17 protein-coding genes are annotated in these 19,434 nt (G+C 60.8%); 3 read left to right on the top strand and 14 right to left on the bottom strand.

Annotated elements, in window-relative coordinates; translation table 11 throughout:
- Nucleotides 1-124: 124 nt before the first annotated feature.
- Nucleotides 125-1,291, bottom strand: coding sequence for a methionine adenosyltransferase (metK, locus tag ABCS64_RS10010; RefSeq protein ID WP_418891693.1), 1,167 nt, complete (start codon nucleotides 1,289-1,291; stop codon nucleotides 125-127).
- 246 nt (nucleotides 1,292-1,537) lie between these two features.
- Here metK and ABCS64_RS10005 point away from each other — a divergent pair, with 246 nt between their 5' ends.
- Nucleotides 1,538-2,398 (top strand): lysophospholipid acyltransferase family protein, encoded by an 861-nt coding sequence (locus tag ABCS64_RS10005; protein ID WP_418891692.1) that lies wholly within the window; start codon nucleotides 1,538-1,540, stop codon nucleotides 2,396-2,398.
- Between the two features lie 282 nt (nucleotides 2,399-2,680).
- On the opposite strand, the gene ABCS64_RS10000 is transcribed toward ABCS64_RS10005, so the two are convergent.
- The 5 genes from ABCS64_RS10000 to ABCS64_RS09980 all read right to left on the bottom strand — a co-directional run bounded on the left by ABCS64_RS10000 (nucleotide 2,681) and on the right by ABCS64_RS09980 (nucleotide 7,581).
- Complete coding sequence (locus ABCS64_RS10000) at nucleotides 2,681-3,706, bottom strand: NAD-dependent epimerase (RefSeq protein ID WP_418891691.1); 1,026 nt, start codon at nucleotides 3,704-3,706, stop codon at nucleotides 2,681-2,683.
- The gene (locus tag ABCS64_RS09995; RefSeq protein WP_418891690.1) at nucleotides 3,703-5,028 is read right to left on the bottom strand and encodes a UDP-glucose dehydrogenase family protein; all 1,326 of its coding nucleotides are present in this window, start codon (nucleotides 5,026-5,028) and stop codon (nucleotides 3,703-3,705) included. Before ABCS64_RS09995 ends, ABCS64_RS10000 begins: the two co-directional genes overlap by 4 nt.
- Nucleotides 5,029-5,080: 52 nt before the next feature.
- A complete protein-coding gene (locus tag ABCS64_RS09990; RefSeq protein WP_418891689.1) occupies nucleotides 5,081-6,262 on the bottom strand; it encodes a glycosyltransferase family 4 protein in 1,182 nt (393 codons plus the stop codon).
- Nucleotides 6,259-7,353: a putative lipopolysaccharide heptosyltransferase III gene (rfaQ, locus tag ABCS64_RS09985; protein WP_418891688.1), complete on the bottom strand. Its 1,095-nt coding sequence runs from the start codon at nucleotides 7,351-7,353 to the stop codon at nucleotides 6,259-6,261. Before rfaQ ends, ABCS64_RS09990 begins: the two co-directional genes overlap by 4 nt.
- A gap of 84 nt (nucleotides 7,354-7,437) precedes the next feature.
- On the bottom strand, nucleotides 7,438-7,581 hold the full coding sequence (locus ABCS64_RS09980; protein ID WP_418891687.1) for a hypothetical protein: 144 nt from the start codon (nucleotides 7,579-7,581) through the stop codon (nucleotides 7,438-7,440).
- 114 nt (nucleotides 7,582-7,695) lie between these two features.
- On the opposite strand from ABCS64_RS09980, the gene tviB reads away from it, so the two are divergent.
- Entirely contained in the window at nucleotides 7,696-8,970 is a 1,275-nt protein-coding gene (tviB, locus tag ABCS64_RS09975; protein WP_418891686.1) for a Vi polysaccharide biosynthesis UDP-N-acetylglucosamine C-6 dehydrogenase TviB, read from the top strand.
- Nucleotides 8,971-8,998: 28 nt separating this feature from the next.
- Nucleotides 8,999-10,048: an NAD-dependent epimerase/dehydratase family protein gene (locus tag ABCS64_RS09970; RefSeq protein ID WP_418891685.1), complete on the top strand. Its 1,050-nt coding sequence runs from the start codon at nucleotides 8,999-9,001 to the stop codon at nucleotides 10,046-10,048.
- A gap of 53 nt (nucleotides 10,049-10,101) precedes the next feature.
- On the opposite strand, the gene ABCS64_RS09965 is transcribed toward ABCS64_RS09970, so the two are convergent.
- From ABCS64_RS09965 to msbA, 8 genes are read right to left on the bottom strand one after another with little or no spacing between them, the layout of a single operon-like run.
- Nucleotides 10,102-11,496 carry an O-antigen ligase family protein gene (locus ABCS64_RS09965; RefSeq protein WP_418891684.1) on the bottom strand — a complete coding sequence of 465 codons (1,395 nt, stop codon included), beginning with the start codon at nucleotides 11,494-11,496 and terminating at the stop codon, nucleotides 10,102-10,104.
- A 9-nt stretch (nucleotides 11,497-11,505) separates the two neighbouring features.
- Nucleotides 11,506-11,688 carry a hypothetical protein gene (locus tag ABCS64_RS09960; RefSeq protein ID WP_418891683.1) on the bottom strand — a complete coding sequence of 61 codons (183 nt, stop codon included), beginning with the start codon at nucleotides 11,686-11,688 and terminating at the stop codon, nucleotides 11,506-11,508.
- Nucleotides 11,669-12,829: a glycosyltransferase family 9 protein gene (locus ABCS64_RS09955; RefSeq protein WP_418891682.1), complete on the bottom strand. Its 1,161-nt coding sequence runs from the start codon at nucleotides 12,827-12,829 to the stop codon at nucleotides 11,669-11,671. Before ABCS64_RS09955 ends, ABCS64_RS09960 begins: the two co-directional genes overlap by 20 nt.
- On the bottom strand, nucleotides 12,826-14,088 hold the full coding sequence (locus ABCS64_RS09950; protein WP_418891681.1) for a glycosyltransferase: 1,263 nt from the start codon (nucleotides 14,086-14,088) through the stop codon (nucleotides 12,826-12,828). The genes ABCS64_RS09955 and ABCS64_RS09950 overlap by 4 nt, the downstream gene beginning before the upstream one ends.
- Nucleotides 14,085-15,263, bottom strand: a complete 1,179-nt coding sequence (locus tag ABCS64_RS09945; protein ID WP_418891680.1) for a glycosyltransferase family 9 protein — start codon at nucleotides 15,261-15,263, stop codon at nucleotides 14,085-14,087. The genes ABCS64_RS09950 and ABCS64_RS09945 overlap by 4 nt, the downstream gene beginning before the upstream one ends.
- On the bottom strand, nucleotides 15,263-16,084 hold the full coding sequence (locus ABCS64_RS09940) for a polysaccharide deacetylase family protein (protein WP_418891679.1): 822 nt from the start codon (nucleotides 16,082-16,084) through the stop codon (nucleotides 15,263-15,265). The genes ABCS64_RS09945 and ABCS64_RS09940 overlap by 1 nt, the downstream gene beginning before the upstream one ends.
- The gene (locus ABCS64_RS09935; RefSeq protein ID WP_418891678.1) at nucleotides 16,081-17,244 is read right to left on the bottom strand and encodes a glycosyltransferase family 4 protein; all 1,164 of its coding nucleotides are present in this window, start codon (nucleotides 17,242-17,244) and stop codon (nucleotides 16,081-16,083) included. Before ABCS64_RS09935 ends, ABCS64_RS09940 begins: the two co-directional genes overlap by 4 nt.
- Nucleotides 17,241-19,064, bottom strand: a complete 1,824-nt coding sequence (msbA, locus tag ABCS64_RS09930; protein ID WP_418891677.1) for a lipid A export permease/ATP-binding protein MsbA — start codon at nucleotides 19,062-19,064, stop codon at nucleotides 17,241-17,243. Before msbA ends, ABCS64_RS09935 begins: the two co-directional genes overlap by 4 nt.
- Between the last annotated feature and the right edge of the window lie 370 nt (nucleotides 19,065-19,434).

Raw genomic sequence — 19,434 nt, 5'->3', positions numbered from 1 at the left:
GCCGGTGCAGCGGCATCAGGCAGTGGCGGCGGTCAAAGCGTCGGGCAATAAAAAACGCCGGGCAATAAAAACGCCGGCGGGGAGCCGGCGCTTTGCTGGGCTGTTGCGAGCCTTGGGAGGGGGCTTATCGCCCGGCGTCTGCCTTCAGTGCCTGAACCTTGTCGAGCGCTTCCCAGGTGAATTCCGGTTCGTCGCGGCCAAAATGGCCGTAGGCCGCGGTCTTTGTGTAGATCGGGCGCAGCAGGTTGAGCGTCTGGATGATGCCTTTCGGACGCAGGTCGAAATGCTTTTCGATCAGCTTGACAATTTTCTCCTCGGGAATCTTGCCCGTGCCGAAGGTGTCGACCATCAACGATACCGGCTTGGCGACGCCGATAGCGTAGGCAATCTGAACCTCGCAGCGATCAGCCAGGCCGGCGGCGACGATGTTCTTGGCCACGTGCCGGGCGGCGTAGGCGGCCGACCGGTCGACCTTGGACGGGTCTTTGCCGGAGAAGGCGCCGCCGCCGTGCCGTGCGGTGCCGCCATAGGTGTCGACGATGATTTTGCGCCCGGTCAGGCCGCAGTCGCCGTGCGGGCCGCCAACGACGAAGCGCCCGGTTGGGTTGATCAGGTAGCGGATATTGCCGCCGAGCAGTTCCTTGGGCAGCACCGGCTTGATAATTTCCTCAATGACCGCTTCGGATAGTTGTGCATGCGAGACGTCCGGGTTGTGCTGGGTGGAGACGACGATGGCGTCGATCTCGACCGGCTTGCCGTCCACGTAGCGGACGGTGAGCTGGCTCTTGGCATCGGGGCGCAGCCAGGGCAGGCGCCCGTCGCGCCGGACTTCGGCCTGCCGCTGCATGATACGGTGCGCATAGTAGATCGGCAGCGGCATCAGCGCCGGCGTTTCGTTGCAGGCATAGCCGAACATCAGCCCCTGGTCGCCCGCGCCCTGGTCGAGGTCGATGCCTTCGCCCTCGTTGACGCCCTGTGCGATATCCGGCGACTGGCGGTTGATCGCCGTCAGGATGGCGCAGCTCTTGTAATCAAAGCCGATGTCCGAATCGTTGTAGCCGATGCGGCGTATGGTGTTTTGCGCGATTTCCCGGTAGTTGATGTGCGCCTTGGTGGTGATTTCGCCGGAGATGACGACAAGGCCGGTGGATACCAGCGTTTCGCAGGCGACGCGGCCGTGGGGGTCTTCGGCCAGCACCGCGTCGAGCACGGTATCCGAAATCTGGTCGGCAACTTTATCAGGATGGCCTTCGGATACTGATTCCGAAGTGAAAAGGAATTCGCGTGACATCTTGTTTCTGCTCCAAATAAAAACCCCGGTCAGGCTGCGTGGCCGGCTCCGGGGTTTGAGCAGACGACGCTTTAGCAGTATTTTCACAAGCGGCCGGCGAGCGCGAAACATGCTTTGTGACGACTCGTTGCACTTTTCTTGTGTCCGCCCTGCAAGTTGTCCTCATTAACTCGGCGGATGCGATAATTATAGAAAGAAAGCTCCCTTCGTCAAATTTCCCTGAATCGACAACCCATAAATCATCGCATGATTACATTTTTCCGCTTTCTTAGCCGCCTGTCGCTGGCCTGGCTGCACATCCTTGGTGCGGCGCTGGGCTGGCTGGTCTGGATGGGTTCGCCGACCTACCGGCGGCATATGCGCGAGAACATGGTTTTGGCGCTGGGCGAGGCGGGCGCGCGGCGTATCCGCAACGCCGCCATTGCCCACGCCGGGCGGCAGTTCATTGAACTGCCTAAAATCTGGCTGCGTCCCTTAGAGGAAGTGGCTGCCCGCGTTGTCCGCATTTCCGGCTGGGCGCATATCGAAGCGGCCGTGCGCGCTGGCAAGGGCATTGTCTATCTGACGCCGCATTTGGGCTGCTTTGAAATCACAGCGCAATATCTGTCGACGCAAGCGCCGATCACCGTTCTCTATCGTCCGCCCAAGCGCGCCTGGATGCAGACATTGATCGAAACCGGGCGCCAGCGCGCGCAGCTGCATATTGCCGCCGCCGACCTGGCGGGTGTGCGTACGCTGCTCAAGGCGTTGAAAAAGGGCGAGGCAGTGGGGCTGCTGCCCGACCAGGCGCCCAAGAAGGGCGAGGGGCGCTGGCTCGACTATTTCGGTAAGCCGGCTTACACGATGACGCTGGCGGCACGGCTGACGGAGAGCGGCGCGGCAGTGATCATGGTCTGGGCGGAACGCCTGCCGGGTGGGGCGGGCTACCATTTCCATCTGCAAGCGCCGACGCAGCCGATCAGCGGTGATATCGTGGAACGCGCCCAGCAGATCAACCACGAAATCGAAGCGCTGATTCGCCAATGCCCGCAGCAATACCTGTGGGGCTACAACCGCTATAAACACCCCGCCGGCGCCGAACCACCGCCGGAGAGCGTCGCTTCTTAAGTCCGCTACGCGCCAGTCAAGGCCGGAAAGCCCCATTGCCGGCGGCAAGTACTGTTACCGGACGACAAGCGTTTGGGTCAGCCAGCGCTGGCAGCGGATGCGGCAGGCCGAAATTCAAAGCGGCGTGCAGCGGCAGCGTTGATTGGCAGAATCGAAAGTGAACAAAACAGTAAGCTTAAACTCGCGGCTGCGCCGCGAGATGTGCCGCTGCCGGGCGGGCAATACCTGACCGTATTTTTACAGCCTTACGATTGCTGGCGTGCCGACGCTATCCTGCTTGCCCTAGCGCCCGCGGTAGGCGCGGAACCAATCCGCCCAGCGGGCGAGACCCTCGGCCAGCGGGGTGCGCGGTGCGAAGTCGAAGTCGCGGCACAGGTCGTCGGTGTCCGCATAGGTCTCCAGCACGTCGCCGGCCTGCATGGGCAGGAATTCTTTGCGCGCGGTTTTGCCCAGCGCGTTTTCGAGGGTTTCGATGAAGGTCATCAGCTCGACCGGCTGGTGGTTGCCGATGTTGTAAATCCGGTAGGGCGCACGGCTGCGGCTCGGGTCGGGGTGTTCCGCATCGAAACCGGGGTCGGGCTGGGCGATGACGTCCATGACGCGGATGGTGCCTTCGGCGATATCGTCGATGTAGGTGAAATCGCGGCGCATTTTGCCGTGGTTGAAAATCTGGATGGGCCTACCGGCAAGGATGGCGTCGGAAAACAGCCAGGGCGACATGTCCGGGCGTCCCCACGGACCATAGACAGTAAAGTAGCGCAAACCGGTGGTGGGCAAGCCGTAGAGGTGGCTGTAGCTGTGCGCCATCAGTTCGTTGGCTTTTTTGGTGGCGGCATAAAGACTGACCGGGTGATCGACGGCATCATGGACCGAAAAGGGAGTTTTGGCATTGGCGCCGTACACGCTGGAACTGCTGGCATAAACGAGGTGTTCGATGCCGTATTGCCGGCAGGCTTCGAGGATGTTGAGGAAACCGGCCAGATTGCTGTGCGCGTAGGCATGCGGATTGACCAGTGAATAGCGCACGCCGGCTTGCGCCGCGAGGTGAATGACGCGCTCGAAGCGCCGGGAGCGCTGGGCGGCGAACAGCGCCATAATGCCGGCGGTGTCGCCCAGATCGAGTTTTTCAAAACGAAAGGCGGCGCACGCCGTGTTTTGCGTCAGCGCATCAAGCCGCGCCTGTTTGAGTTGCGGGTCGTAATAGTCGTTGAGGTTATCGAGACCGACCACTTCATCGCCGCGGGCGAGCAGGCGCTGTGCAACGTGCATGCCGATGAAGCCGGCGACGCCGGTGACGAGGACTTTCATGCCTGTCGCCCGATCGGGAAGTATTCAAAACCTTCGCGGCGCATCGTCGCCGGGTCGTAGAGGTTGCGGCCGTCAAAAATCACCGGTTGTCTGAGCAAGGCTTTCATCGCCGCGAAATCCGCGCTGCGGAAGGCTTTCCATTCGGTGACGATAAGCAGCGCATCGGCGTCCCGTAGCGCGTCCATCGGGTGCGGTGCCAGCATCAGGCTGGGATGCTCGCCGTAGAGACGTCGTGTTTCAGGCATGGCTACCGGGTCGTAGGCGGCGACAGTGGCGCCCATCGCCCAGAGCGCTTCCATGATCACGCGGCTTGGCGCTTCGCGCATATCGTCGGTATTGGGTTTGAAGGCCAGCCCCCAGAGCGCGAAGCGGCGGCCGTCGAGCTGCGCGCCGAAGCGGGATTTGAGCTTTTCGACCAGTATCCGCTTTTGCGCTTCGTTGGCGGTCTCGACGGCGTCGAGGATGCGCAGTGGCGCGCCGTACTCCCGCGCCGTGCGGCGCAGCGCCTGTACGTCCTTGGGAAAGCAGGAGCCGCCGTAGCCGCAGCCGGCGTAGAGAAAGTGGTAGCCGATGCGCGGGTCGGAGCCGATTCCCTGGCGGACCCGTTCGATGTCGGCACCCAGTTTTTCGGCGAGCAAGGCCAGTTCGTTCATGAACGAAATACGCGTTGCCAGCATGGCGTTGGCCGCATATTTGGTCAACTCGGCCGAACGCACATCCATCACGACCAGCCGCTCGTGGTTGCGCTGGAACGGCGCATAGAGGCGGCGCAGCAATTGCGTGGCGCGCTCGCTGTCCGTGCCGATGACGATGCGGTCGGGACTCATGAAATCGTTGATGGCTGCGCCTTCCTTGAGAAATTCCGGATTGGAAGCGACGCAGAAATCGACCTCCAGCCCGCGAGAAGCCAGTGTTTCTGCGATGGTGGCGCGCACGCGGTCGGCGGTGCCGACGGGCACCGTGGATTTGTCGACGACCAGCTTGAAGCCGTTCATATGCCGCCCGATGTTGCGCGCGGCGTCGAGGACGTATTGCAAATCGGCCGAGCCGTCCTCATCCGGCGGCGTTCCGACGGCGATGAACTGGATGTCGCCAAACTGCACGGCGGCGGCGATATCCGTAGTGAAATCCAACCGTCCGGCGGCGACGTTGCGGCGCACCATATCTTCCAGCCCCGGTTCGTAGATGGGGATGCCGCCGGATTTGAGCGTGGCGATCTTGTGCGGGTCAACGTCGAGGCACAGTACGTTGTTGCCGACTTCGGCGAGACAGGTTCCGGTGACGAGGCCGACATAACCGGCGCCAATCAGAGTGATTTTCATAGGTCATCAAAGCCCGGGAGTTTGTGTGTAATGGAGGTGAAACCGCTAAATTCTAGCGCAGGCGTTCATAGAGGCTAAGCAGTTTCCCGGCCAGGGTGTCGAGATCGAGGTCAATGACCGAGGCGCGCGCCGCCGCGCGCATCCTCTCGGCTTTGCCCGGCGCGGCCAGCGTGTCGATGCGGCGCGCCAACGTATCGACATCCAGGGCATCGACGACAAACCCGTTTTCGCCTTCGATGATTCGTGAAGCGATGCCGCAGGTGGGCGAGGTCAGCACCGGCAGACCGCAGGCCAGGGCTTCGAGCGCGGCATTCGGCATGGGGTCATAGCGCGTAGGCAAAACAAAGGCGTCGGCCATGCCATAGAGCGCGTATACGTCGCGTCGCGGCCCGGTAAATAGCACGCGCGCCGATAGCCCTGCTTTTTCCGCTTGTCGTTGATAGGTCTTCAGATGCCGGTCTTCGCCGACAATAACCAGGCAGCTGTTGCGGCCATGCTGGCTTGTACAGCGGGCCAGCGCGGCAATGAGTTGCGGCACGCCTTTGCGCATGAAGCCGCCGCCGACGTAGAGAAACACCGGCACGTCAGCGTCGATACCGAGCGCCTGACGCTGGCGTATCCGCCATTCATCGGCCAGCGCGGGATGAAAATGATTGAGATCCACGCCGTTCTCAATGACGACGAGCTTTTCATCCGGCACGGCATAATAACGGCGCATTTCTTCACGCACCATGTCTGAATTGCAAATGACCGCGCGCAGTTCGGGCGCGGCAAGCATGGCCGCTTCTTGGTGGAGAATGAAGCGGTGGAAGGCGGAAATGCGTGTTGCCATGCGCGCCAGCGGCGACTGGTCGCGGCCGCGATGATCCAGCCAGGCGGCATGTACGCCGTCGCCGGCGCGGAAAATCATGCATCCGGGAATACGCTCGTGCGCTTGCGTGATGTCGTAATTGCCTTCACGCATCGCGCGTTGTGCGCTGGCGGCGAAACTGCGGTCACGCGCGGCGCGGCCGCCGAAATGGCGCGAATAGTGTGGGTCGCAAATGATGTGCCGGTAGTCGTGAGGCGGAGCGCCATCCCAGTTGCGCGTGATCAGCGTGATTTCGGCGCCCTTGCGCACGAGTTTGCCGAGCGCCCGTTCGATGAAGCGCTCTGCGCCGCCGTATGGGTTGTAGCGCTGACGGATAAAGGCGATGCGCAGCGGCTGCGTTTGGGAATGTGTTTGCAGATTCATTGGGCCAACAGTTCCTGGACGGCGTGCCATACTGGTTCAAGCGGCAAAGAAGCGAGGCAGTCGCTGATTTTGCTGCCCGCGCAGCCGTCCATGCCACAGGGGCGGCAAGGGTGGGCGAGGCTAGTGACGATACGGTGCGACGAACCCAGAGGCCCATCCCAAGGCCCCCATTCCTTATCGCCGGATGGGCCAAATAGTGCGACAACCGGCGTATTCATGGCCGCGGCAATATGCATTGGCGCGGAGTCGACGCCAATGAAGAGTCGCGCGCGCGCGGTCAAGGCGGCCAGCTCCTTGAGTGAAAGCTGTCCGGCAAAACTGACGGCCGGCGTACGGGTTTTCGACTGGATCTCATCAATCATTTTGCGCTCTGTCGTGTCGGGCGCGGCCGTCAAGACGACGGTATGGCCGCCCGCCTGAAGACGATTGATCAAGTGCGCCATTCGGTGGCTGTCCCAACATTTGAAAAACCAGCGCGAAGCCGGGTGGATATGAATGAAAGGCCGCCCGTTCAGCCCGGCCTCTGTCAGCAGCGTGGTGACGCGCGCTTCCGCCGCATGGCCGGGAACCAGGACAAGACGCCGCTCTTGCGGCGTGGGTTGGATACCGATGCGGCGCAAAGCGTCGAGATGCTGCTCAACGGTGTGGCGCCGGGCATTTGCCGGCGTTGGATACGTGTGACTGAAGGCTTTTCGCCACCAGCGTCCGCGTCCACCAATGCGCCGTGTCACCGCCCAGCGTGCATTGCACATATATGTGATCCAGGCGCCGCGCGGGTGGTCGGTGAGATGAACGATGAGGTCGTAATGGCGATCGCGCAGGGCTTTCAGTAAACGCCATTCGGCAGATAGATACTGCAACGCGCCGAGTTTTTTCCAGTTCCGGTCAATGACGTGCAATTGGGCGAGAGCCGGGTGCAAGGAAAGCATTTCCGCCGTTTCGGCGTAGACCAGCGCATCAATTTCCGCGTGCGGGGCATGAGATTTCAATACCGAAAGGACGGGCGAGCTGAGCAGTACGTCGCCGTGGTGGCGTAGCTTGATGACGAGGGCACGCCGGATCTGGTCGAGAGGAATGGCGTCTTTGAGCATGGGCGGATTCTACAGCCGATGAAATTTGTAATCCATGCAAGCCCCGCCCTATCAAATGGGACTTTGCCGTCTGTTGCTTGCCATTCATCGCCAGAGATGAATGGCAAAGTGCGCCGGAATTTCCGGCAAGCCATACGCCTTGTTTGCAGCCGGATCGGCATGGACAAAGCGGAGTAAAGGCCAGTCACTATGGTCGCTCATCATGGATGTCTGTAAAATCCAGCCCATATTTTTTGCATGGATGGCTCGCCATCTTGAGGCGTTCCGCACAAAAGCCTGGACTCTGCGCGGATATGCAGCGATGTCTTGAACATGGAACCATAATCGGACGCGAACGAGCGAATGAAACCTTCTGAAATCAAACTGGCAGTTATCGGACTGGGCTACGTCGGTTTGCCGCTGGCCGTTGAGTTTGGCAAAACGCGGCGTGTTGTCGGATTCGATATCAGCAAATCACGGATCGCGGAACTGAGCGCCGGCTATGACCATACGCTGGAAACGGCGGAGGAAGCGCTTGCCGCTGCCAAGGGTCTGAGTTTTACGACGCAGGTCGATGAACTGCGCGCGTGCAACTGCTTTATCGTCACCGTGCCGACGCCGATTGACTGCCACAAGCGGCCTGATCTGACACCACTGCTGCGGGCCAGTGAAATCGTTGGTTCGGTCCTCAAGGCGGGAGACATCGTTATCTACGAATCGACGGTCTATCCGGGATGTACCGAAGAAGACTGCGTGCCCGTGCTGGAAAAGGTGTCTGGCTTGAAATTCAATCAGGATTTCTTTGTCGGCTATAGTCCGGAGCGGATCAATCCGGGCGACAAGGCGCATCGGCTGACAACAATTCGTAAGGTAACTTCGGGGTCGACGCCGGAAATTGCCGCGCAGGTTGACGCGCTGTATAACGAGATTATTTCCGTTGGCACGCATCCCGCACCCAGCATCAAGGTGGCCGAGGCGGCCAAAGTCATCGAAAACACCCAGCGCGACCTGAATATCGCACTGGTTAATGAGCTGGCCTTGATTTTCAACCGGATGGGCATCGACACCGAGGCCGTGTTGTTGGCGGCGGGCAGCAAATGGAATTTTCTGCCGTTTCGCCCCGGCTTGGTGGGTGGCCATTGCATTGGCGTCGATCCCTATTACCTGACGCACAAGGCGCAAAGCATCGGCTATCACCCCGAAATCATCCTTGCCGGGCGTCGCCTGAACGATGGCATGGGCGCGTATGTCGTCGCGCAACTGGTCAAGGCCATGGTCTGCCGACGTATCCAGGTCAATGGCGCGCGCATTTTGATCATGGGACTGACGTTCAAGGAGAACTGCCCGGATTTGCGCAATACCCGCGTTGTCGACATCGTCAATGATCTGCGTGAATACGGCTGCCGGGTGGAGGTTTACGATCCCTGGGTTTCTCCCGAGGAGGCGCGCCGCGAATACGGGATCGAGATGGTTGCCGAGCCTGAAGCGGGCATGTTTGACGCCATTGTGCTGGCGGTTGCGCACCATCAGTTTGTGGAAATGGGAGCAGCCGCGATTCGACAACTGGGGCGGGAAAACCATGTGCTCTATGACCTGAAGTATTTGCTCCCGCCAGACGCATCGGATCTGCGCCTGTAACCACCTTTCAATCCCCGTAAAGATTGCCATGATGATGCCTGAGCCCCATGCTTTTAGCGAATTGAAAACCCGCCTGTCCGCGTTTCCGGAAGTTTGGCTGGTCACCGGCGTCGCCGGCTTTATCGGTAGCAACCTGCTGGAAACCTTGCTGATGCTTAATCAGAAGGTTGTCGGGCTGGATAATTTTTCTACCGGATTCGCGCGCAATCTTGAAGAGGTGCGCAGGCTGGTTGGCGAGGATCGTTGGGCAAACTTCCGGTTCGTCGAGGGGGATATCCGCAACCCTGATATTTGCCGCGACGTATGCGCTGGCGTTGATCATGTTTTGCATCAGGCGGCGTTGGGCAGCGTTCCGCGCAGCCTGGCCGATCCCGTGACGACCAACGCGGTCAATATTTCCGGCTTCCTCAATATGCTCGTTGCCGCGCGCGACGCAAAGGTTGCCAGTTTTACCTATGCAGCCAGTAGCAGCACGTATGGCGATCACCCGGATTTGCCAAAGGTCGAGGACAAAATTGGCAAGCTGCTGAGTCCCTACGCGGTGACCAAGTACGTCAATGAGTTGTATGCAGACGTTTTTGCACGTGCCTATGGGATGCAGACAATTGGCCTGCGTTATTTCAACGTGTTTGGCCCGCGTCAGGATCCTGATGGCGCCTATGCGGCGGTTATTCCCAAATGGGCGGCCGCGCTTGTGCACGACGAGGCCGTGTTTATCAATGGTGACGGCGAAACCAGCCGCGACTTCTGCTTTATCGCCAATGTCGTGCAAGCCAATCTGTTGGCGGCGACTACGAAGCAGGCCGAGGCACTGAATCAGGTATATAACGTTGCCGTTGGAGAGCGCACGACGCTCAACGCCTTGTTTGGCCTATTGCGCGAGAATCTTGCCAGACTTGGCGTGGTGTCTTCTTCGATGCCCGAATACCGCGACTTCCGTGTAGGCGATGTGCGTCACAGTCTTGCCGACATCGGCAAAGCGCAGCGTTTACTCGGTTATGCCCCGACACATCGGCTTGCCGACGGAATTGCGCTGGCAATGCCGTGGTATGTACAAAGGGCCGACGCAAAACTGTAGTGCGCTTGGCTTACGGCGTGGAGTGTGCGTAGAAATGCCGGCGTCGGTAGTGGTCAGGCGCCTTGATTGGAGGCTGCTGGTGAGGGTGCCATGTGTAGGTCGCGGCTCGCATTATGCGCAATGGCGGTAAGCAGTGCGCCGTTTAAGAAAAAGAAGATTTGCAGCATGTGATCGCGGCCGATGCTTTCAAGTACCATGCGGCTGGCGAATCCGGCAACCAGGATCGCCAACAATAAGCCGGCCGGGAGGTTGCAGCGGATGAAAGCGCGCCAACCGGTCACGAACAGCGTACCGAAAAAAACCAGCCACAGGATCACGGCGGGAATGCCACCCCCGGCAAGGAGATCAACGAACCCGCTGTGTGAATGCCCCAGGTGCGCTTCGTAGCCCATGCGCACAAGCGCCCGACGATAGGCGTTGCGGCCGTAACCGACGCCCAACGGCACTGCCGTGGCAATGCGCGCGCTAGAGCGCAACCAGGCGATTCTCTGATAGGCCGATTCGTCAACAGGCTGGCCGTTGGCAAGTAATGGCAGGGGATAAATATCCGGGGCGTACCACGACCGATGCGTATCAATGTCGATGGCGATACGTGCCGTTTCGGCAAACACCTGCCAACGCGGGTCAGCTTTGTAGCTGGCGGTTGCGAATATCCCCATGCTGACAATGACCGCTGCGGCGATTCCCAGGACTTTGTGCAGCCCGAGTTGCGCGCGCGCCCTGAACAGAAACAGCGCAACCGTTGTCAAGGCAAGCAATACCATGCCAATCATGCCATTACGCGCGCTGGCCGTGTAATTGGCGCCCACGCCAAGCGCCAGGCAGGTAAGCATGGTACTCACCGACAGACGCAGGAAGCGTTGTCCTGTCGCGGCGCGAAAAAAAAGATCAACGGCGATGATGGCGAGCATGATGTTTACGATGAAGCTCAATTCCAGCTTGGTGCCGGTTAATGGCACGATATGTCGCAGCAGGCTGCCGTGCTCGATCCAGTGCCAGACTGATTGGCCGATGGCAATGGCCGATTGCAGCGCAAAGACCAGTACGATGCCGGACCACAGGAATGAGCCGTTCTTGCCGGAAGCGTCCTTGTCGATGCGTGCGCCCAGAATGCCAATAACGCCGGCGATCAGTGGGAGCAGAAGCTGCCCTTTGAGTTCAGAAAGTGCCCATTTCGTCTCCTGGGAAATGAATAACGCCTGAACTAGCAGCCAAATGGAAAATACGGTGAGTGCGATGAGAGGTGCGCGTGGAAGATCCCAATGTACTTTGTCTGGCGCGCCGTTGTGGGGGCTGAAAATCCTGTGTGTCCCCATTACCAGCGCGATGAGCAGCAGGCCATATCTGAGCGCAATGGTCCCCGGTACAGACCAGACGAAGACCAGTGAAAAGATGACGCCGTAAAAGATGCCGTCACGGCGTGTCAATGAAAAATCACGACGGTTCACGGTATGGCCTTAGCAACCGACAGTTTGTTGTTTGTGTACCGTGAATAAACACAATCTCAATGCTTCGCTATTTTTTCGGGCATCATAATGCGTGCGTGCCCTCTCAGATAAAAAAGTAGCTTCTGGAATATTGTCAAACAACTGGGCGAAATAACGCCCAATACCATGGTCGCTAAAAACAGCGAGTTTCATCAAAAAGTTCCTTTCGTATAGCGGCGGTGACGGTATGGTTGTCTATCTCCAGAATGCAGGCGCGTGTCCCCGTGGCGCAAGTATATGGCGCGTGAAAAGCGTGTGAGCACGGTGCGCAGGGCAGGTCGCGGCGAAGGAGGATGACTTGCGCGCCTGTCGGGCGCTGGTCTTGCGGGTCGGCCGGACCCATGATGTCAATGACGGGAATGCCGCGCGCGTCGGCAAGATAGGTAATGCCCGAATCGACGCCGACGTAAAGCCGGAACCTGTCTACCAACGCAGCCAGTCGCTCAAGCGGAATACGGCCTGTGGTGTCGAGCACGCGATTGCCGGAGGCGTTCGCGGCTTGTGATACGGCCGACAACTCTGCCAGCAATTCGCTGGCAAGCGGGCTATCCGATGGCGCTCCGACCAGTGCAACCTGAATGCCGGGCGCCAGCGCTAGCAGTCGGGATATCAGATCCAGCAGCTTTTCCTTGCCCAGCTCCTTGAGCTTGTTGCCGCTGCTGATGCCGAGGCCGATCCAGCAACCATGCTTCAACGCCGGAAACTGCGCCTCGACCCAGGCGTCCGCGCCGGGTTCCGGTACGATGCGTTTTTTGGGCAGCGGTGCGTCGATGCCCAGTTGCGCCAGTAAGGCCATGCCCGTTTCAACCGTCATGCGTCCTTGTAGATGACGCTCCGCAGCGCTAAGAAACGGCGTCGCCAGGCGATAACTGCGTATGGCGAAGTTCGGCAGGATTGACGCCCTGCATGTAACGCCCGCGAGGAACGGCATGGTGAGAAAAGCCTGGTTGGGGCTAAGGCAAATCGTTGTGTCAAAGCGCTCGCGTTTGAGCAGGCGGTAAAGCCAGTAGCGCCCGGCCGCTCCGCGTACTTTGCCTCCGGGCAGCACAAATACCTGGGCAATGCCCGGCTGGTGGCGCGCCAACGGCTCGGTGACCGGGGCGACCAGCAGGCAGATGCGGGCCGTCGGCCAGCTTTTACGCAACGCTTCGATAATCGGCGTGGAGCAGATGTAATCCCCGATTTTGGCCGTCTGGATAAGTAGGATATTTCGCTGCGCGGTGGGCGTTTTTGCCCGCGCGAGCCGTAAGAATGCCAGCGGCGAGAGTAGCCAAGTCAGCAATAAATACATCATGCGGATGCGCTTTCCAGAACACGTTCGACCGCGTTGACATAGCCTTCAATCGCATAATCTTTTTCGACGATGGCGCGGCCGGCAGCGCCCATGCGCGCGCGCAACCGAGAATCGCTGATCAGGCATTCCAGATGCGCCGCCAGCGCCGGGATATCGCCGAAGGGATAGAGCCGGCCGCTAATGCCATCGGCGACCAGTTCGCGCGAACCGATCACGTTACTGGCAATCACGGGTTTGGATAACAGCATGGCTTCGAGAATCGTACGCGGAAACCCCTCGTTGTTCGATGAGAGGACGACGATATCCATCGTCGCCAGCCAGGCCAGGACATCTGAGCGGAAACCGGCAAAAGTGATGATGGACGCCAGACCGCACGCTTCGGCGAGCCGCGTCAGACGTTCGCGTTCTGTTCCGTCGCCGACCAGAACGAGCTGAACGCCGGTGTTGAGCCGTGGCCGTACTGCGGCGAGCGCGCGGATCAGATGGTCTTGCGCCTTGCGCGGCAACAAGGAACCTACCGAGCCGACGACCACCGTGTTCCCAACAGGCTGCGGCAGTGTGGCCGGGGCGGGCAAGGGCTGCCTGATATCGATGGCGTTGTGGATGACGTGGCATTTTTCAGCCAGGACGCCCTGTGCGACAAGATGATCCTTGACGCCGTGCGAGACACAGATGATGCACGCGTTGGCGCGGCGGATGAGGCGATTGACGATCACGCGCTCCGGCGCGCTGAGATCGGCATTGCTGCGCGCGTGCTGAACGAGCGGCTTGCCCGTCATTTCTGCGGCCAGATAGCCCTCCAAATTGGAAGACGGCTGGTTGTTCATGTAAAGCAGGTCGTAGCCGCTGCTTTCCCCGTCGCCACGTAATTGGCTGGCGATTCTGCGCGCGGCCGGAACGATCCGCCAGCGCTGTTCGATGGCGAACAACGCGCGCCTACGCAGCGTCGGAAAAGGCCAAAAAATGCCGCGGACAAGCTCCTTCGCCAGCTTGGCCCAGAGCGGCTGCGGGCGTGGCGGTTCGATGATCAGCGGGATGCCGATGGCGGCAAGCTCGCGTCGCAGATCGGAGTCCTTGCCCTTTGCGTAATTGCGGTAAAACAGCGCGGTGACGCTAAAGCGCTGGCGATCGATGCGCTTGAGCAGTTCAAACATGCTGTTTGTACCGCCGCCCCATTCCTTGCCGGTGTCAAGTAACAAAATGCGCTTGACGGGCTGGGTGTGAGCCGGCGTGACGGCCGGGCCGGGAGCCGGTTTCATAAAAAGATCTCCGGCGGCGCGCTGGCGCGAGAAACTCGGCCCGGCTTGCCGGCCAGACAATCGGTAACCGCTGTTTCCACCTCATCGACGCTGATATTGGCCATGCATGGCGGCTCGGCGTACGGACAGCGCTTCGACAGGCAGGGAGTGCAGGTACGCCATTTCTGGATGACGAAATGGCGGCTGCCCTTCTCTCCGGCGGGCGGTCCGGAGCACTGCCAGTCGGAGACTGCAAACAACGCCACCACCGGCGTATCGACGGCAACGGCCATATGCATCGGGCCGGTATCGCCAGTGACCAGCAGCGCTAGACGTTGCATCAGAGCGGGCAGCTCTGCGAGCGGCAGCTCGCCCGCGGTATTCCAGACGCGCGGCGCGGCAATTGCCTCGGCAATGCCGGCAGCAAGTTTCCGCTCCTTGGGCGAGCCGGTCAGAATCAGATGGCAATCCGGATAACGCGCCAGCAGGCGGCGGCCAAGTTCAGCAAAGTTGTTGGCCGACCAGCGCCGGCTGATTGTTGAAGCGCCTGGCTGAAAGCCGATTAACGTGGCCTTGCCAGTGATGCCGCGACTGGCAAGGCGCTGATCCAGCGCGGCGGCATGAGCTTCTGCGACGGGCAGGGTCATGCGATGGTCGGTTGGTGCGCCGCCCGCCAATGCGGCGACGGCAAGGCGCTGGTCGATGCCGTGCGCAAACGCATCCCAGCCATGTTCGGCTTCATGATTACTGAGCAAAAAGCGGAAGTCGTTGTTATTGGGCAGCTTGAAGCGGAAATCCGCGCCCGAGAGATAGGCCAGCGGCGTTGCCTGCGGCTCGTTGCCGTGCAGGATGACGACCATGTCGAAATGGCGGCGGCGCAATGAGCAGGCCAGCCGCAGAAAGCGGCGATAACCGCCGGCATAGGGAATGATCTCGTCGATATCGGGATTGTTGGCAAAGAGCGCCGTGTAATCGGTGTTCAGCAGCACGCTGATCTGCGCCTGTGGATAAGCCAGGCGCAGGCTGCGTAAGGCGGGCGTCGATAACAGCGTGTCGCCGATGGCTGTCGAAGAAATGGCGAGAATGCGGCGAATAGCCTTGGTGCCGAGCCGGTGCGGGGCGGGCTGCCGGGCATCGAATTTATGCAGCAGACGCAGACCGTGAAGCAACAGGGTTTCGCGGAGACGAGTCCCCATCAGCGTCGGCCCCTAATGCGGCCGTACCAGCGCGTCAGCAAGGGGCTTTGGTAAATGCGCAAGCGGCTGGCCAGCCAGCCCGCGCCTTTGTCCTTGACGACGATGCGCGGTAATGCCGTGGCCTCGCCGCCAACGATGACGGTACCGGGCTGCGTTGTATAAAGATGCGTGAAGCCTTGTGCGGCGGCAATGCGTTGATAGTCCGCATCGAAGTAACCTTGCGGCCAGCACAGGTGGCGGTCTTCAATTCCCAGCTGCTGTTTCAGCGTCGAGCGCGAGCGTTGCAGATCGTCGGCTAGCGCCGCCGATTTTTCTTCGGCATGGGCGCAGCGCTTGTCCCAGCGCGTGTGCGATGCGGTGTGCGAATGGAATTCAAAAACGCCTTCATCGCGCATGCGCAAGACCTCCGACCAGCGCATCATGGCTGCGTCCGCCCGGCCGGCGGCAACGACTTCCATGCATTGCCGGTGGTTGAGCGTCGACGGCGCGCCCGGCTCGCCGGCCAGGGCGCGCGCTTCGCCGTGCTCGCCGATCCAGTCAGTCACCAGAAAAATGACGGCATGCAGGCCCAGCCGGCGGAGTATCGGGTAGGCGTACACATAGTTGTCCAGATACCCATCGTCGAAGGTAATCAGCAGCGATTTGTCCGGCAACGGCTCGCCGCGTAAAAAGCTTTCCAACCCGGCGCAGCCGACGGTGTGATAACCGGAAGCGGCGAGATATTCCATCTGGGCGGCGAAATTTTCTGGCGATAGCGTCACCAGTCCAGGCTGCGGGCAGACGTGGTGATACATCAGGATGGGCAGGGCGCGCGCTGTCACGATCCGCGCCTCCCGTGCGGCGGCAGGGCGCGGCCGCAGATTTCGGCATAAAGGCGCTCGGTGGCCTCGAGCATGGCGGCGCGGCTGAAATGGCGATGAACGTGTGCGCGGCCGGCGGCGCCGAGCCGATGGGCGAAATCCGGGTCTGCGGCAAAGCGGCTGAGCCCGGCTGCGATGGCCTCGGTATCTTCCGGCGCGACAAGCAGCCCGGTCTTGCCGTCCTCGATCAGTTCGGGGACGCCGCCAACCCGCGTGGCAATGGTCGGTAGGCCGCAGCCCAGCCCTTGCGTGACGGCCTGCGGCACGCCTTCGGAGCGGGAGGTGAGCAGGGCGCAGTCTGCGGCGGCGAAAAGATCGGGCACGTCTTCCCGATAGCCAAGAAAGCGCACGGTGCCGGCAAGGCCGAGATCTTGCGCCAGCCGCTCCATGTCGCCGCGCATCGGCCCGTCGCCGGCGAGCAGCAGCACGGCCTGCGGCGTTGAGGCGTGGAATCTGGCGAAAGCGCGCAAGGCGACTTCGTGACGTTTGACAGACCGGATGATGCCGACCATCAAAATGACGAAGGCGGCATCGTCGACGCCCAGGTCGCGGCGGGTTTCGGCGCGCGTACGCTGGGCGACGAAGGTTTCAAAATCAATGCCGGTTGGAATGCTGACAACCTGCGCTTCCGGAAACCCGCAGTTGTCGATCAGGTTGCGACGCATCGTTTCGCCGCAACTGACGACGCGCTGCGCCATGAAATGCACGAAGTTGTACCAATGCCGATGCAAGGGCAGGTTCAAGTGCCGCGTGCGCACCAGATGCGCGCCGCCGAGGCGGGCGGCGAACGCCCCGACCCAACTGTCGATGCCGCTATGCGTGTTGACGATGTCGATGCGCTCGCGCCGGATAAGGCGCGAAAGCGGCAGAATCGAGCGCAGGTCGAATTTGCCGGAAAACGGCAGATCAATCGTTTCGATGCCGCACTTCCGCGCTTGCGCGGCCAGCTTTGCCTGTCGCCGGGTGGCCAGAATCAAGCGGTGCCCGCGTTCGGCCATGCCGGTCATTTCAGAGAGAATGCGGCGCTCCTGGCCGCCCCAGCCATCCGACCATTCGGTGTGCAGGATGGAGAAGGGCGCTGGCGGCTGTTTTTCCAAGGGGTTCGGCAGCATGTCCGTCATTGCCTTTGCAGGTGCCTGTGCAAGTCGTTGGCGCCGGTTTTTTCTGCCTCGTCGCGGCTGCGTTCTTCCTGCGCGTACTGGATCTGGTACAAATGCGCATACACACCGCTCCGGACGATGAGTTCGGCGTGCGTGCCGGTTTCGACGATGCGTCCATGCTGCATGACGACGATCCGGTCGGCATTTTCGATGGTCGACAGCCTGTGTGCGATGACCAGCGTGGTGCGCCCTTGCATGAGGGTATCCAGCGCGTCCTGCACGCGGCGTTCCGATTCCGAATCGAGTGCCGAGGTCGCTTCGTCAAGAATCAGGATCGGCGCATTTTTCAGGAGGGCGCGGGCAATCGCTAGCCGCTGCCGCTGCCCACCGGAGAGTTTGACGCCTTTTTCGCCCACCAGCGTGTCGAAACCTTGCGGCATCGTTTCGATGAATTCGAGCGCGTTCGCGGCTTTGGCGGCGGCGTATATTTCCTCACGGCTGGCGTTGCGACGCGCGCCGTAGGCGATATTGGCGGCGACGGTGTCGTTGAACAGGATGACCTCCTGGCTGACCAGCGCGATATGGCTGCGCAGGCTGTCGATGCGAATGTCGTTGATGTTCTCGCCGTCGACGCGTATCGCGCCCTGGCTGACCGGATAAAAGCGCGGCAGCAGATTGGCGATGGTCGTTTTGCCGCTGCCCGACGGGCCGACCAGCGCCACGCATTCACCGGGCTGCGTGGTGAAGCTCACCCCCTTGAGCGCCTCGTCCGTGGCGCCCGGATAGGTGAAATGCACCGAATCGAATTCGATTTTCCCTTGGATATTCTCCAGTTCGATCGTGCCCTGATCGAGTTCGGGCTGCTCATCGATCACGGTAAAAACGCTTTCGGCCGCGGCCAGCCCGCGCTGGATCGTCGCGTTGATGTCGGTAAGCCGCCTGAGCGGCGCCAGCAGCATCAGCATCGCCGTGATGAAGGAGACGAAACCGCCGACCGTCGTTTGGTCGTTGGCGGCCTGCCGCAAGGCGACAGCCATGATGATGGCCAGCGCCACGGCGGCGAAAAATTGCACGATGGGGCTTTGTGCGGCAGCGGCGATGGTGGCGCGCATTGCCAGCCGACGCTGTAGCTGTACCGTGCTGACAAACCGTTCGCGCTCGTAATCCTGCCCGCCGAAAATCTTGACGATTTTGTGCCCTTCGATCGACTCTTGCAGAACCTGCGTAATAACGCCTTGTGATTCCTGAATGCCGCGCGAGATGCGTCGCAGCCGCCCGCTGAAGGCGCGTACCGCAATGGCGATGAACGGGAAGGTAGCGATGGCGACCAGCGTCAGCTTCCAATTGAGATAGACCAGCCAGCACAGCAGGCCAAAAACCGACAAGCTGTCCTTGACCAGTGTGGTCAGCGCGCCGGTCGCCGCGCCGGTAACGCCGCTGACATCGTAAGTGACGCGCGACATAAGGCGTCCGGACGTATGATCGCTGAAATAATGGGCCGGCAACCTGATGATGCGCTCGAACATCGCCTCGCGCAGCTCGGAGACGACGTTGTTTGACACCCAGCTCATGGCGTAGTCGCCAACGAAGCCGAGCAAGGCGCGAATGATGAAAAAAACGAGGATGCCGAGCGGATAGAGCAGCCAGTCGAGGCGGCCGGTCGCGCCGGAAAAGCCGCGGTCGAGCAGGCTCTTCATGACTGCCGGAAACACCGGCTCGACAATCGAGGAAATCCCCATGCAGACAATTGCCGCGACGAAAGCAAACCAATAGGGGCGGACGTAGCCGAGCAGGCGGAGATAAAGGCGGCGGCTATCAAGCGGCGTAGCGGTGTCTGACATGTGGGAAACGAAGCGCAATCCAAACAATCGAGAAAATGGGGATGTCGATCAGCCGTAGCGACAAGGTTCGGCCGGGCGCCCCCGACAATTTGCACCTGCCCGCTCCGGTGCGAAGTCAGTCCCCGGCGCCTGCCTCGCCGATGCGGGCGCTGGCCCGGCCTGTGCCTGACGCTTCTGCCTGACATGGCTGCATCCTGCGGCGGATACGCGCGGATTATACCCGGCCGCGCCGATTTACGGCTGACCGCGCCGCCTTAAACCGGAAGCCTGTTACCGGATGCACGCTGCCATAAAGCGAAAAGGAAAATGGCATTTGCCGGTGACGGATGTTAGGCTTACCGCCTGAATCATTTTGGAGCGGATTTTTTGC

It is taken from the genome of Dentiradicibacter hellwigii (assembly GCF_041770905.1).
Classification (GTDB): domain Bacteria; phylum Pseudomonadota; class Gammaproteobacteria; order Burkholderiales; family Rhodocyclaceae; genus Propionivibrio; species Propionivibrio hellwigii.
The sequence above is the reverse complement of the archived record's forward strand: the minus strand, read 5'-3'. Positions and strand labels throughout refer to the sequence as shown.

Excerpts from the sequence above, each read along its gene's own strand:
- ABCS64_RS09990 (WP_418891689.1), bottom strand. The coding sequence starts at position 6,262 with ATGAATCTGCAAACACATTCCCAAACGCAGCCGCTGCGCATCGCCTTT.
- tviB (WP_418891686.1), top strand. The coding sequence starts at position 7,696 with ATGAAACCTTCTGAAATCAAACTGGCAGTTATCGGACTGGGCTACGTC.
- rfaQ (WP_418891688.1), bottom strand. The coding sequence starts at position 7,353 with ATGCTCAAAGACGCCATTCCTCTCGACCAGATCCGGCGTGCCCTCGTC.
- ABCS64_RS09935 (WP_418891678.1), bottom strand. The coding sequence starts at position 17,244 with ATGACGGACATGCTGCCGAACCCCTTGGAAAAACAGCCGCCAGCGCCC.
- ABCS64_RS10005 (WP_418891692.1), top strand. The coding sequence starts at position 1,538 with ATGATTACATTTTTCCGCTTTCTTAGCCGCCTGTCGCTGGCCTGGCTG.
- ABCS64_RS09980 (WP_418891687.1), bottom strand. The coding sequence starts at position 7,581 with ATGGGCTGGATTTTACAGACATCCATGATGAGCGACCATAGTGACTGG.
- ABCS64_RS09995 (WP_418891690.1), bottom strand. The coding sequence starts at position 5,028 with ATGAAAATCACTCTGATTGGCGCCGGTTATGTCGGCCTCGTCACCGGA.
- msbA (WP_418891677.1), bottom strand. The coding sequence starts at position 19,064 with ATGTCAGACACCGCTACGCCGCTTGATAGCCGCCGCCTTTATCTCCGC.
- ABCS64_RS10000 (WP_418891691.1), bottom strand. The coding sequence starts at position 3,706 with ATGAAAGTCCTCGTCACCGGCGTCGCCGGCTTCATCGGCATGCACGTT.
- metK (WP_418891693.1), bottom strand. The coding sequence starts at position 1,291 with ATGTCACGCGAATTCCTTTTCACTTCGGAATCAGTATCCGAAGGCCAT.
- ABCS64_RS09945 (WP_418891680.1), bottom strand. The coding sequence starts at position 15,263 with ATGGGGACTCGTCTCCGCGAAACCCTGTTGCTTCACGGTCTGCGTCTG.
- ABCS64_RS09955 (WP_418891682.1), bottom strand. The coding sequence starts at position 12,829 with ATGATGTATTTATTGCTGACTTGGCTACTCTCGCCGCTGGCATTCTTA.
- ABCS64_RS09970 (WP_418891685.1), top strand. The coding sequence starts at position 8,999 with ATGATGATGCCTGAGCCCCATGCTTTTAGCGAATTGAAAACCCGCCTG.
- ABCS64_RS09960 (WP_418891683.1), bottom strand. The coding sequence starts at position 11,688 with ATGAAACTCGCTGTTTTTAGCGACCATGGTATTGGGCGTTATTTCGCC.
- ABCS64_RS09950 (WP_418891681.1), bottom strand. The coding sequence starts at position 14,088 with ATGAAACCGGCTCCCGGCCCGGCCGTCACGCCGGCTCACACCCAGCCC.